The organism is Micromonospora sp. NPDC057141 (genome assembly GCF_042670805.1).
In the GTDB taxonomy this organism is placed as follows: domain Bacteria; phylum Actinomycetota; class Actinomycetes; order Mycobacteriales; family Micromonosporaceae; genus Micromonospora.
The window spans coordinates 19822-34323 of sequence record NZ_JBHUVA010000034.1 but is presented as its reverse complement, the minus strand read 5'-3'; the positions used below and the strand labels follow the sequence as shown (position 1 = coordinate 34323).

Annotated in this window: 1 protein-coding gene; it reads right to left on the bottom strand. The window is 76.0% G+C overall.

The genetic code is table 11. The annotated features are described in order from the left end of the window. Nucleotides 1-16 precede the first annotated feature (16 nt). Nucleotides 17-14500 (bottom strand): type I polyketide synthase, encoded by a 14484-nt coding sequence (locus ACFT41_RS18390; protein WP_377613925.1) that lies wholly within the window; start codon nucleotides 14498-14500, stop codon nucleotides 17-19. Between the last annotated feature and the right edge of the window lie 2 nt (nucleotides 14501-14502).

The following is a 14502-nucleotide window of genomic DNA, read 5'->3' as shown; positions in this document are numbered from 1 at the left end:
CCCGGCAGCGTTCACGTCAGGACACCCCCAGCTCCCGGTCGATGAAGTCGAAGACCTCGTCGGGCGTGGCGTCCTGGAGCTTCTCGGCGACGGTTTCCCCGCCCCCGCCCGCCGGGGCTTCGTCGGCGTTGAGGGAGGCCAGCAGCGCCCGCAGCCGTTCGGTGATCCGGATCCGGGCGCTGCGGTCCGGCACCGAGCCGGTGAGCGCCGCCTCCAACCTGTCCAGCTCCCCGAAGACCGGGGCGACGCCGACCACCCCGCCGTCGACGATCGCCGCCCGCACGTAATCGGCGAGGCCGGCGGCGGTCGGGTAGTCGAAGACGACCGTGGCGGGCAGCCGGACGCCGGTCGCCGCGGTGAGCCGGTTGCGCAGTTCCACGGCGGTCAGCGAGTCGAAGCCGAGTTCCCGGAACGCCCGGTCGGGTTCGACGGCGTCCATCGAGGCGTGCCCGAGCACGGCCGCGGCCTGGCCGCGTACCAGGTCGAGGAGGGTCTTGCGCCGCTCGGCCTCGGTCTGCCCGGCGAGCAGCGCGGCGAGGTTCTCGGCGTTCGTGCCGGCGTCGTCGGCCTGCGCGGCGGCGGCCTGCTGCGCTTCGGCGATGCCGGCGAGCAGCGGGCTACGCCGGACGGCGACGAAGCCGGGCACGTACCGGGCCCAGTCGATGCCGGCCACCAACGTCGCCGGCTCGCGCCGGGCCACGCAGTGGGCGAGCGCGGCGAGCGCGGGGCCGGTGTCGAGGCGGGCGACGCCGGTGCGGCGGCGGCGCTCCTCCACGGCCGGGTCGGCGGTGGCCATCCCGCCGGCCGCCCACGGTCCCCAGGCGACCGACGTGGCCGGCAGGCCCTGCCGGTGCCGCTGCTCGGCCAGCGCGTCGAGGTACGCGTTCGCGGCGGCGTAGCTGCCCTGCCCGGCGGCACCGAGCTGCCCGGCCATGGCGGAGAACAGCACGAATGCCCGCAGCTCCCGGCCGACGGTCAGCTCGTGCAGGTGCAGCGCGCCGAGCACCTTGGGCCGCAGGACGCCGGCGATCCGGTCGGCGGTGAGCCCGTCGAGGACCCCGTCGTCCAGGGCGCCGGCCGCGTGCACGACGGCGGTCAGTGGCGCGTCGGCGGGCACCTCGGCGAGCAGCTTCGCGAGGGCGGCCCGGTCGGCGACGTCGCAGGCGGCGACGGTGACCCGCGCGCCCGCCCCGGTCAGCTCCCGGGCCAGCTCGGCGGCGCCCGGGGCGTCCGCGCCCCGCCGGCTCACCAGCAGCAGGTGCTCGGCGCCCCGGGCGGCCAGCCAGCGGGCCACCTCCGCGCCGAGCGCCCCGGTGCCGCCCGTGACGAGGGTGGTGCCCCGGTGGTCGGGCTCGTCGGCGGCGGGGGCCCCGCCGGTGGCCCGGACCAACCGGCGGACGAGGATCGTGGCCCCGTCGACGGCGACCTGGTCCTCGCCGTCGAGGCCGGCGAGGGCGGCGCAGAGCAGGTCCCAGCCGTGGTCGTCGAGGGTTGCCGGCACGTCGACCAGGCCGCCCCACCGCTCGGGATGTTCCAGGGCGACGACCCGGCCGAGGCCCCACAGCAGCGACTGCTCCGGCCGGTCCACGGTCCCGCCCCGCGTGGTGCCGGCCGCGCCCCGGGTGACGCACCACAGCGGCGCGGCCATGTCGAGGTCACCGAGGGCCTGGATCAGGGCGAGGGACCGGACGAGGAACGGCGGCACCGGCTGGGTGTCGTCGACCGCGCCGTCGGCGAGGGCGAGCAGCGAGAGCACCCCGTCGGCGGGGGCCCGGCCGCCGTCGGCGGAGCGGGTCGCGGCGGTCAGGTGTGCGGCGACGGCGGCGCGGTCGGTCAGTTCCTCGGGCAGCAGCACCAGCCGGACGTCGGCGCCCCGGCGGGTCAGCTCGGCGACGGCCGCCTCACCCTCCCCCGCGTGGCGCTCGTCGGCGACGACCCACCAGGCGCCGGAGAGGAAGTTGACGGGCGTGCCGGTGTACGGCTGCCAGACGGCGCGGTAGCGCAGGTCGTCCAGGATGGTCCGTTCGCGCTGCTGCCGCCGCCAGGAGGCGAGCACCGGCAGGGCCGCGCCGAGCCGTTCGAGAGAGTCGGTGGCGTCCTGCGCGGTGAGTTCCGCGAGCGCCGCCAGGTCCTCCTGCTCGACGGCCGCCCAGAACGCGGAGTCGACGCCGCTCGGGGTCTCCTCCGCGCCGGCCAGCTCGGCCTTGGTGGGCCAGAACCGGCCCCGGTCGAACGCGTACGTGGGCAGGTCGACGGTGCCGGCCGCGGCGAGGACCCTCGTCAGGTCCACGGGCAGGCCGACCGCGTGCGCGGTCGCGAGGTTGGTCAGCAGCCGCGCCGGATCGTCGTCACCCCGCCGCAGGCTACCCAGCGTGTGCCCGGCCGTGCCCGCGTCGTCGAGGATCGCCGTCACCGGCATCGTCAACACCGGATGCGGTGACATCTCCACGAACGTGGTGTGCCCGGCGGCCACGGCGACGCGGACCGCCGCATCGAACTGCACCGTCCGCCGCAGATTGTCGTACCAGTAGTCGGCCGTCATCGACACCGGGTCGACCCAGTCACCCGTCAGCGTCGACACCAGCCGGACCCGGCCCGGCTGCGGGGCGACGTCGGCCAGGTCCGCCCGCAACCGCTCCGCGACGTCCTGCACGGACGGGGAATGCGACGCGTAGTCCACCGGAATCAGGCGCGCCCGCACCCCGTCGGCCTGACAGGCGTCCACCAGATCGGCGACCGGCTGCGGCGGCCCGGACACCACCACCGTCGACGGGCCGTTCACGGCGGCCACACCCACAGCCGGGAACCCGGACAGGCGCTCGGTCACCGCGCCGACTGACAGGTCCACCGACGCCATCGCACCGCTACCCCGCAGCACGGCCAGAGCCCGCGACCGCAGGGCGACCGTCTTCGCCGCGTCGTCGAGGGACAGGATCCCCGCCACACACGCCGCACCGATCTCACCCTGCGAGTGACCCACCACCGCCGCCGGCACCACACCCACGTGCTCCCACACCGCGGCCAGGGCGATGCCGACAGCCCACAGGACCGGCTGCACCACCTCCACCCGCGCCAACCACGACTCATCCCCACCCGTCAACACCGACACCAGATCCACGTCCAGGAACGGGGCCAGGGCACGCTGACACTCCCCCAGACGCGCGTCGAACACCGGCGCACGACCGACCAGACCAGCCGCCATCCCCACCGACTGCGCACCCTGACCCGGAAACACGAACACCGGACCGGAACCGTGACCCGAAGCGACGCCACCGACCACGTTGCCCGCCGGCACACCATTCGCCAGGGCATCCAGACCGGACAGCAGCTCCTCGACCCCCGAGCCGACGACCGACGCCCGCTGGTCGAACGTCGACCGCGTCGTCGCCAGGGACCAGCCGACCGCCGCCGGGTCCACGTCGCCGCGCTCGCGCAGGTGCCGGGCCAGCCGGGCGGCCTGACCGGCGACAGCGGCCTTCGACCGCGCCGACACCGGCCACACCGTCACGTCGGAGCCGACGAGGCCCTGGCCGCGCGCCGCGTCGCCTTCGGGGCCGGCGTCGGCGGAGGCAGGCAGATCGTCGGGCACTTCGAGGATGACGTGGGCATTGGTGCCGGAGATGCCGAACGACGACACGGCCGACCGCCGCGTGCGGCCGGTCTCGGGCCACGGGGTGGCCTCGGTGGCCAACTCCACCGCACCCGCCGACCAGTCGACGTGCGGCGACGGCGCGTCCACGTGCAGCGTCGCCGGGACGACACCCTCCTGCATGGCCAGGACCATCTTGATGATCCCGGCCACGCCAGCCGCCGCCTGGGTGTGGCCGATGTTGGACTTCACGGAGCCGAGCAGCAGCGGCGTCTCGCGGCCCTGGCCGTAGGTGGCCAGCAGCGCCTGCGCCTCGATCGGGTCACCCAGGGTCGTGCCCGTGCCGTGCGCCTCCACCACGTCCACCTCCATGGTGGACAGCCGGGCATTCGCCAGGGCCTGCCGGATCACCCGCTGCTGCGACGGACCATTCGGTGCCGTCAACCCGTTCGACGCACCGTCCTGGTTCACCGCGCTGCCCCGCACCACCGCCAGGACCCGGTGCCCGTTACGACGGGCGTCCGACAGCCGCTCCACCAGCAGCACCCCGACACCCTCACCCCACCCCGTGCCATCCGCGCCCTCCGCGAACGCCTTGCACCGGCCGTCGGCGGCCAGCCCGCGCTGCCGGGAGAACTCCACGAACAGCCCCGGCGTGGCCATCACGGTGACGCCGCCGGCCAGCGCGAGATCACACTCACCCCGCCGCAACGCCTGCACCGCCAGGTGCAGAGCGACGAGGGACGACGAACACGCCGTGTCCACCGACACCGCCGGCCCCTCCAACCCCAACGCGTACGCCACCCGACCCGACACCACACTCGCGGCATTCCCCGTGCCCGCGAACCCCTCCACGTCGTCCACGGCCACCATCAGCAGGGCCCCATAGTCCTGGCCATTCGTGCCCACGAACACCCCTGTTCGCGAACCCCGCAACCCCGCCGGATCAACCCCTGCCCGCTCCACCACCTCCCACGACGCCTCCAACAACAACCGCTGCTGCGGATCCATCGCCATCGCCTCACGGGGCGAAATGCCGAAGAAAGCCGCATCGAAGTCGGCCGCCTCATAGAGGAAGGCGCCGCTGCGGACGTAGGAGGTGCCGGCGGAATAGGGGTCGGGGTCGTACAGCCGGTCGACGTCCCAGCCGCGATCGCCGGGCAGGTCGGACACGGCGTCGCGGCCGGCGTGCAGCATCTGCCAGAACCGTTCGGGGTCGACGGCCCCGCCGGGGAACCGGCAGGACATGGCGACGATGGCGACGGGCTCGTCGTCGGTGAGCGGCACGGACGTGGTGTGCGTCGCCGCCTCGGCCGCGCCGCCGAGTTCCTCGTGCAGGTGCCGGGCGAGGACGGTGGGGGTGGGGTAGTCGAAGACGAGGGTCACCGGCAGGCGCAGCCCGGTGGCGGTGGCGAGCCGGTTGCGCAGCTCGACGGCGGTCACCGAGTCGAAGCCGAGGTCCCGGAACGCGTGGTGCGGGTCGACGGCGTCGCCGCCGGCGTACTTGAGGACGGTGGCCGCCTGGCCACGGACCAGGTCGAGCAGCGCGGCGCGGCGCTCGTCGGCGCTCATCCGGGTGAACGCGGCGGCGGGGCCGGTCTCGTCGGTCTCCTTCGCCTCGGCGAGGCCCTTGCCGGCGGCGAGCTGCTGCGCGTCGGGGATCTCGGCGATCAGCGGCCCGGGCCGGGTGGCGGTGAACGCGACGTAGAACCGGTCCCAGGCGATGTGGGAGATCGTCAGGTACGTCTCGTCGTGCTCGACGGCCTGGTGCAGCGCGGCGACGGCGAGCCGGGGGTGCATCTCGGGCGCGCCGTGGCGGTGCAGCATCCGGCCGAAGTCGCCCTCGGCCATGCCGCCGCCGCCCCACGCGCCCCAGCCGATGGAGGTGGCGGGCAGGCCGAGGCCACGCCGGTGCTCGGCGAGGGCGTTGAGGAACGCGTTGCCGGGCGCGTAGTTGCCGACGCCGGAGCTGCCGACGGTGCCGGCCATGGAGGAGAACAGGACGAACGCGTCGAGGTCGTGGTCGCGGGTCAGCTCGTGCAGGTTGAGCGCGGCGGTGACCTTGGCGCTGAGCGCGTGGTCGACCTGGTCGAGGGTGAGCGAGTCGATGACCGAGTCGTCGAGTACGGCGGCGGTGTGCACCACGGCGGTGAGCGGGTGTTCGGCCGGCAGGTCGGCGATGACGGCGGCGAGGGCGTCGCGGTCGCCGGCGTCGCAGGCGGCCACGGTGACCCGGGCGCCGAGCCCGGTCAGCTCGGCCTCCAGCTCGGCGATCCCCTCGGCCTGCCGGCCGCGCCGGCTGAGCAGCACCAGGTGGGACGCGCCGTTGGCGGCGAGCCAGCGGGCCATGTGCCCGCCGAGCGCGCCGGTGCCGCCGGTGACGAGGGCGGTGCCGGAGGGCCGCCACGTGCGGGTGGCGGGGGCGTCGCCGAGCGGGGCGCGCAGCAGCCGCCGGCCGAACGCGCCGGCCCGGCGCAGGGCCACCTGATCCTCCCCGTCCGAGCCGGCGAGGACGCGGGCGAGGCGGCGGCCGGTGGTGTCGTCCGGGTCGGCGGGCAGGTCGACGAGGCCACCCCAGCGGTCGGGGTGTTCGAGGGCGGCGACCCGGCCGAAGCCCCAGGCGAGCTGCTGCCCGGGGTGCGGCAGCGAGTCGGCGGGGTCGGTGGAGACCGCTCCGCAGGTCAGCGCCCACAGTGGGGCGCGGACGCCCGCGTCGCCGAGGGCCTGGGTGAGGGTGACGGTGGCGGCGAAGCCGACGGGCACGTGGGGGTGGGCGGGCGTGGGCGTCGCGTCGAGGGCGAGCAGGGAGACGATCCCGGCGGCCGGGTGGGCGGCGGCGAGGTCGCGCAGCCGGGCCGCGAGGGCGTCGCGGTCGGTCCGCTCGCCGGCCAGGGCCACGGGTACGACCGACGCGCCGCGCCGGGCGAGGGCGTCGCGGGCGAACGCGGCCAGGCCGGTGCCGGCCGAGCCGGAGGCGCTGCCGTCGGTGCCGGTGTCCGTGCCGGTGCCGTCGGGGCCGGTGTCGTCGGGGCCGGTGACCAGCCACCAGGTGCCGGTGAGGGCGGGCTCGACACCGCCGTCTCCGGCGACGGGAAGCCAGGCGTCGCGGTACCGCCACGAGTCGATGGTGGCCTGGTCGCGGTGCCGGCGTCGCCAGGCGCTCAGGGCGGGCAGCACGTCGGCGAACGCCGCCTCGGGCACGGTACCGCCGCCGGTCCCGTCGGCGGTGGCGGTGGCGTCGGCGAGCTCGGCGGTGAGCGCGGCCAGGTCGCCGGCCTCGACGGCGGCCCAGAACCGGGCGTCGGACTCGTCGGCGGCGGCGGGTCCGGCGGTCCCGGCTGTCGGGGCGGTGGTGGCGGCGGGTCGCGGCCAGTAGAGCTGCCGCTGGAACGGGTACGTGGGCAGGTCGCGGCGGCGCGCGGGCAGCCCGGCGTACGCGGGTCGCCAGTCGACGGGCGTACCCCCGGTGAAGACCTCGGCGGCGGCCCGGTGGAACCGGCCGAGGTCGCCCTCGTTGCGCCGCAGGGTGCCGGTGACGGTGACCGCGGCCGGGTCGGCGGCGGCCAGCTCGACGCTCTCCTGCACCGCCATGGTGAGCACCGGGTGGGCGCTGACCTCGACGAACGTCTGGTAGCCGGCGGCGACGAGGCTGCGCACCGCCTCGTCGAATCCGACGGTCTGGCGCAGGTTGCGGTACCAGTAGTCGGCGTCGAGACCGGCGGTGTCGAGCCAGTCGCCGATCACGGTGGACCGGAACCGGATCTCGCTGCTGCGGGGGGCCAGCCCGGCGAGCAGTTCGAGGAGCTGCTCGCGCAGCGGCTCGACGTGCGCGGAGTGGGAGGCGTAGTCGACGGGCACCCGCCGGACCCGGGTCTCACGGGCCTCGTAGTGGGCGACGAGTTCGTCGAGGGCGGCGGAGTCGCCGGAGACGACGACGGAGGTGGGGCCGTTGACGGCGGCGAGCGCGACGCGGCCGTCCCACCGGGCGATGGTGGCGGTGGCCTCGTCGGCGGTGGTGGCGACGGAGACCATGCCGCCGTCCCCGGCGATGCCGGCGATGATCCGGCTGCGCAGGGCGACCACGGCCGCCGCGTCGTCGAGGGTGAGGGCCCCGGCGACGTACGCGGCGGCGATCTCGCCCTGCGAGTGGCCGACGACGGCGGCGGGGCGGACCCCGTACGACTGCCAGAGGGCGGCGAGGGAGACGCCGACGGCGAACAGGGTGGGCTGGACGACGTCCACGCGCTCCAGGGACGGGGCGTCGGGTGCGCCGCGCACCACGTCGACGGGCGACCAGTCGACGTACGGGCGCAGGGCCTCGGCGCAGGCGGCGAACGCGTCGGCGAAGACGGGGGCGGTGTCGAGGAGTTCGGCGGCCATGCCGGCCCACTGGGAGCCCTGGCCGGGGAAGACGAAGGCCACCTCGCCGGGCGTACCGGTGCCGGTGACGGTGTCCGGGGCGGGCCGGCCGGCGGCGAGCGCGCCCAGCGCGGCGGTCAGGCCGGCGCGGTCGGCGGCGAAGACGACGGCCCGGTGGTCGTGGGCGGCGCGGGTGTCCACGAGGGACCAGCCGACATCGGCGAGCGCGACGTCGGCGACGGTGTCGAGGTGGGCGCCGAGGTCGCGGGCGCGGGCGGTGAGGGCGGCGGCGGTGCGCCCGGACAGCACCCAGGGCAGCTCCCGGGCCGGTCCCGCCTGCGCTCCCTCGGTGGCCTCGGGGGCCTCGGGGGCCTGTTCGAGGATGGTGTGCACGTTGGTGCCGCTGATGCCGAACGAGGAGACGCCGGCGCGGCGGACGCCGTCGGCGGGCTCCCACGGGCGGGCCTCGGTGAGCAGCGCGACGCTGCCGGCGGACCAGTCGACGTGCGGGGTGGGCGCGTCGACGTGCAGGGTGGGCGGCAGCACCCCGTGCCGCATCGCGAGGACCATCTTGATGATCCCGGCGACGCCGGCGGCGGCCTGGGTGTGGCCGACGTTCGACTTGATCGAGCCCAGCCACAGGGGACGGTCGGCGGGCCGGTCCTGCCCGTACGTCGCCAGCAGCGCCTGCGCCTCGATCGGGTCGCCGAGGGTGGTGCCGGTGCCGTGCGCCTCCACGGCGTCGACCTGGTCGGCGGTGAGCCCGGCGTTGGCCAGGGCCTGCCGGATGACCCGCTGCTGGGCGGGCCCGTTCGGGGCGGTCAGCCCGTTGGACGCGCCGTCCTGGTTGACGGCGCTGCCCCGCACGATCGCGAGGACGGGGTTGCCGTCGCGGCGGGCGTCGGAGAGCCGCTGGAGCACCAGCAGGCCGACGCCCTCGCCCCAGCCGGTGCCGTCGGCGGCCCCGGCGAACGGCTTGCACCGGCCGTCGGCGGCCAGCCCGCGCTGCCGGGAGAAGCCGACGAAGATGCCCGGGGTGGCCATCACGGTGGCGCCGCCGGCCAGCGCCAGGTCGCACTCCCCCGCCTGGAGCGCCTGCGCGGCGAGGTGCAGGGCGACCAGCGACGACGAGCACGCCGTGTCGACGGTGACGGCGGGGCCGTGCAACCCGAAGGTGTACGACAGCCGCCCGGAGATGACACTGGCGGAGGTGCCCGTGGCGAGGTAGTTCTCGTCGACGTCCCCGGCGGCCATCAGCAGCGAACCGTAGTCCTGGCCGTTGGTGCCGACGTACACCCCGGTGCGGCTGCCGCGCAGCGCGGTCGGGTCGAATCGGGCCCGCTCGAACGCCTCCCAGGTGGCCTCCAGCAGCAGCCGCTGCTGCGGGTCCATGGCGAGGGCCTCGCGGGGGGAGATGCCGAAGAACGCGGGGTCGAACTCGCCGGCCCCGGCGACGAAGCCGCCCTCCCGCACGTAGCTGGTGCCGAGGTGCTCGGGGTCGGGGTGGTACAGCTCGGCGACGTTCCAGCCGCGCTCGCCGGGCATCAGGGTCATCGCGTCGGTGCCGCCGGCGAGGAGGTCCCACAGCTGCTCGGGTGAGCTGACCCCGCCGGGGAACCGGCAGCTCATCGCGACGATGGCGACGGGCTCGCGGTGGGTGCCGGCACCGTCGGCGACGACCTCGCCGGGGGTGTGGCCGGCGGTCAGCCCGTGCAGCCGGTTGGTCAGCCCGTGCAGGTGGGTGGCCAGCTCGGCGACGGTGGGGTGGTCGAAGACGAGGGTGGCGGGCAGGGTCAGGCCCGTCTCGGCGGTGAGCCGGTTGCGCAGCTCGACGGCGGTGAGCGAGTCGAAGCCGAGGTCGCGGAAGGTCCGCTCGGGCAGCGGCCGGCCGGCCGGGTAGCCGAGCACCACGGCGGCCTGGGTGCGGACCAGCTCGGTGAGCTGCGGCAGGGACCGGCCGACGACCACGGCCCGGACGGGGCCGCTCGCCACGGCGGGCACCCCGGACAGGGCCGCGATCAGCGGGTTCGGCCGCCCCCAGGACGCGGCGAGGCGTCCCCAGTCGACGTCGGCGACGGTGACGGCCGGTCCGGCGGCGTTGACGACCCGGCCGAGGGCGGCGACGGCCTCGGCCGCGGGCAGCGGGTTGATGCCGCCGCGGGTGAGCCGGGCGGTGAGCGCGGCGGTGGCGGCGGCCATGCCGTCGGCGGCCCAGGCGCCCCAGGCGACGGCGGTGGCGGGCAGCCCCTGCGCGTGCCGCCACGCGGCGAACGCGTCGAGGTACGCGTTGGCCGCCGCGTAGTTGCCCTGCCCGGCGCTGCCGACGACCCCGGCGAGGGAGGAGAAGAGCACGAACGCGTCGAGGTCCCGGCCGGCGGTGGCGTCGTGCAGCACCCGGGCGGCGCTGACCTTGCCGGCGAGGACGGCCTGCATCCTGGCCGGGTCGAGGCCGTCGAGGACGCCGTCGTCGACGATCCCGGCGGTGTGCACGACGGCGGTGAGCGCGGGCAGACCGGCGACGAGGATGCCGACCGCCTCGCGGTCGGTGACGTCGCAGGCGACGACCCGGGCCGCCCCGGTCCCGTTCAGCTCGGTGAGCAGTTCGGCGACGCCAGGGGCGTCCGGGCCGCGCCGGGACGCGAGCACCACCTCGGCCGCGCCGTTGGCCAGCAGCCACCGGGCCGTGTGCCGACCCAGTGCCCCGGTGCCGCCGGTGACCAGCACCGTGCCCGAGGGACGCCACCCCGACCCCACGGGCGGGGCGGCGGGCACGAGTCGGCGGCCGAGGACGCCCTGCGGTCGGATCGCCACCTGGTCGTGTGCGGCGTCGGCGAGGACGGCGAGCAGCGCGTCCCCGCTCGCCCGGTCGAGCCGGCCGCCGTCGCTGCCGCCCCCACCGGCGGTGCTGTCCTCGCCGGTGCTGCTGTCCTCGCCGCCGTTGCTGTCCCCGGTGCTGGGCAGGTCGACGAGGCCACCCCAGCGGTCCGGCTGTTCGAGGGCGATCACCCGGCCGAGGCCCCAGGCCGCCGCCGCCGACGGGTCGGCGACGCGCTCGCCGCCGCCGACGGAGACCGCGCCCCGGGTGAGGCACCACAGCCGGCCGGGCAGTCCGGTGTCGGCGAGCGCCTGGGCGAGGGTCAGCAGCAGCGCGGTGCCGACGGGCACGGCAGGGGCGTCGGGCAGCGGCACGTCCCGCTCGGGCAGCAGGCAGACCACCCCGGCCCACCCAGGCTCCCCGCCCGCGCCCGACTCTCGGCCCGCGCCCGACTCCCCGCTGCTACCCAGCTCCCCACTCTGCTCCCCGAGCCGACGTAGCGCCTCCCCCAGCTCCGCCCGCCCGACCCCACCGCTCACGCCGAGCACCTCGACCCGCGCTCCACCCCGGCGCAGCACCTCCCCCACCCCGCGATCTTGCACTTCCGGCCCCGGCAAAAGCCGCGTTCCACCCGTTTCGGGGGCCCCAAGTGCAAGATCAGCGGGGAGGGTGGGGGTGACGATCAGCCAGCGGCCCGTCAGGAGCGGGGCGGCGGGGAGGCGGACGGGGTGCCAGGCGACGCGGTACGTCCAGGCGTCCAGCGCGGCGTCGCGCTGGCGGGCCCGCCGCCACGACGACAGCACCGGTACGGCGGGGGCGAGCGCCTCGATCGCGGCGGGATCGTCCTGCACGGCCAGGTGGGACGCCACCTCGGTCAGGTCGCCGCGCTCGACGGCGGCCCAGAAGTCGCCCTCGGTGCCGGCGGCGTGGACCGCCTGCGCGGCGGCCATCGTGCCGGCCTCGGGCCAGAACCGCTCCCGCTGGAACGCGTACGTCGGCAGGTCCACCCGGGACACTGCGGCATCAGCGAACCACGGCCGCCAACCCACCGGCACCCCGTTGACGTGCAGCTCCGCCAGGGCGGCCAGCAGAGCCGACACCTCCGGCCGCTCCCGGCGCTGGGCGGCCACGGCGAGCACGGAAAGCCCCGGCAGGGCGTCGGCCGTCAGCGCCGTCAGCACGCTCTGCGGGCCGATCTCCAGGAACGTGTCCACCCCGACCGCCCGCAACGCGGCCACCCCGTCGGCGAACCGGACCGCCTCCCGCACGTGCCGCACCCAGTAGTCGACCGTCCGGATCTCGTCGGGATCGGCCAGCGCACCGGGCACGTTCGACACGACGGGCAGCACGGGCGCGGAGAACGTCAACCTCGACAGGACCGCCCGGAACCTGTCCAACATCGGCTCCATCAACGGGCTGTGGAACGCGTGACTCACCACCAGCCGGCGCACCCGCACCCCCCGGTCCCGCCACGCCTGCTCCAGCGAGTCGAGGGCGTCCACGGCGCCGGACACGACGACGGAGGTCGGGCCGTTCACGGCGGCGATCCCCACCCGCTCGCCCGGCCCGTCGAGCGAGGCCAGCCCCTCCGGCGAAGCCAGCCCGTCCAGCGTCGCCAGCACCTCGGCCTCGGCCGCGTTGACCGCCAGCATCCCGCCGCCGGCCGGCAACGCCTGCATCAACCGGCCCCGCGCCGCGACGAGGGCACACGCGTGTTCCAGGGACAACACCCCCGCCACATGCGCGGCCACGATCTCCCCCACCGAATGCCCACCCACGAAGTCCGGCACCACACCGAACGACTCCAGCAGCCGGAACAACGCCACCTCGACCGCGAACAAGCCGGCCTGCGTGAACACCGTCGAATCCAGCAGCCCCGCCTCGGCAGAGCCCTCCTCCGCGAACAACACCGGCCGCAACGGCTGCGGCAGCGCACGGTCCAGCTGCCCACACACCTCGTCCAACACCGACGCGAACACCGGGAACGACGCATACAACTCCCGACCCATCCCCGCCCGCTGCGCACCCTGACCCGAGAACAGCACGGCGAGTTGGCCGCGCGACGTGCCCGTGCCGGCGGAGACGTTGCCGGCCGGGGTACCGGCGGCGAGGGCGCGCAGCCCGGCGAGGAGGTCGTCGCGGCTCGTGGCCGTGACCACGGCCCGGCTGTCCAGGGTGGCGCGGGACGCGACCGACGACCACGCCACGTCGAGGGGACGCAGGCCGGGGTCGGCGTCGAGCCAGGCCGCCCAGCGACCCGCCTGCGCGGCGAGGGCGGCGTCCGTCCGTGCGGAGAGCAGCACCGGTACGACCGGGAGCGCACGCACGGGAGGGGCGGGTTCGGCGGCGACCTCGGGATCCGGGGCCTGCTCGATGATGGTGTGCGCGTTGGTGCCGGAGACGCCGAACGACGACACGGCGGCCCGGCGCGGCCGGTTCACGGCCGGCCACGGCCGCGCCCCGGTGGCGAGTTCCACGGCACCGGCGGACCAGTCGATGTGCTGCGACGGCGCGTCGACGTGCAGGGTGGGCGGTACGACGCCGTGCCGGATCGCCTGCACCATCTTGATCACACCGGCGACGCCGGCGGCAGCCTGGGTGTGGCCGATGTTCGACTTGATCGACCCCAGCAACAGTGGCGTCTCCCGCCCCTGCCCGTACGTGGCGAGCAGCGCCTGCGCCTCGATCGGGTCGCCGAGCCGGGTGCCGGTGCCGTGCGCCTCCACGACGTCCACGTCCACCGTCGACAAACGCGCCGAGGCGAGGGCGTGGCGGATGACGCGTACCTGGGAGGGGCCGTGCGGGGCGGACAGGCCGTTGGACGCGCCGTCGGAGTTGACTGCGCTGCCCAGCACGACGGCGAGCACCGGGTACCCGTGGCGGTGGGCGTCGGAGAGCCGGGCGAGCAGCAGCATGCCGACGCCCTCGGACCAGGAGGTGCCGTCGGCGGCGGCGGCGAACGCCTTGCACCGGCCGTCGGCGGCCAGCCCGCGCTGCCGGCTGAAACCGACGAAGACCGCCGGGGTGGGCATGACGGTCACGCCGCCGGCCAGCGCCAGCTCGCAGTCGCCGTTGCGCAGCCCCTGCGCGGCGAGGTGGATCGCGACGAGCGACGACGAGCAGGCCGTGTCGACGGTGACGGCCGGCCCTTCGAGCCCGAGCGTGTACGCGACGCGGCCGGAGATGACGCTGGTGGCGTTGCCGGTGAGCAGGTGCCCCTCGCCGTTCTCGGCCTGCGCCATGATCCCGTCGTAGCCGTGCGAGGCCGCGCCGACGAACACGCCGGTGCGGCTGCCCCGCATCGTGGCCACCGGCAGGCCGGCCCGCTCGAACGCCTCCCAGGCGGTCTCCAGCAGCAGCCGCTGCTGCGGGTCCATGGCGAGGGCCTCGCGGGGGCTGATGCCGAACAGGTCGGCGTCGAAGTCGACGGCGTCGTAGACGAAGCCGCCCTCGGAGACGTAGCTGGTGCCGGGGTGGTCGGGGTCCGGGTGGAACAGCCGGTCGAGGTCCCAGCCCCGGTCGGCGGGGAACGGGCCGATGCCGTCCCCGCCGTCACGGACGAGGTCCCACAGCTGCTCCGGGGAGGAGATGCCGCCGGGGTAGCGGCAGCTCATGGCCACGATGGCGATGGGCTCACCGTCGCGGGCCTCCAGCTCCCGCAGCCGCCGCCGGGTGCGCCGCAGCTCCGAGGTCGTACGCTTCAGGTACTCGACGTACTTCTCGTCCTCGTTGCTCACCG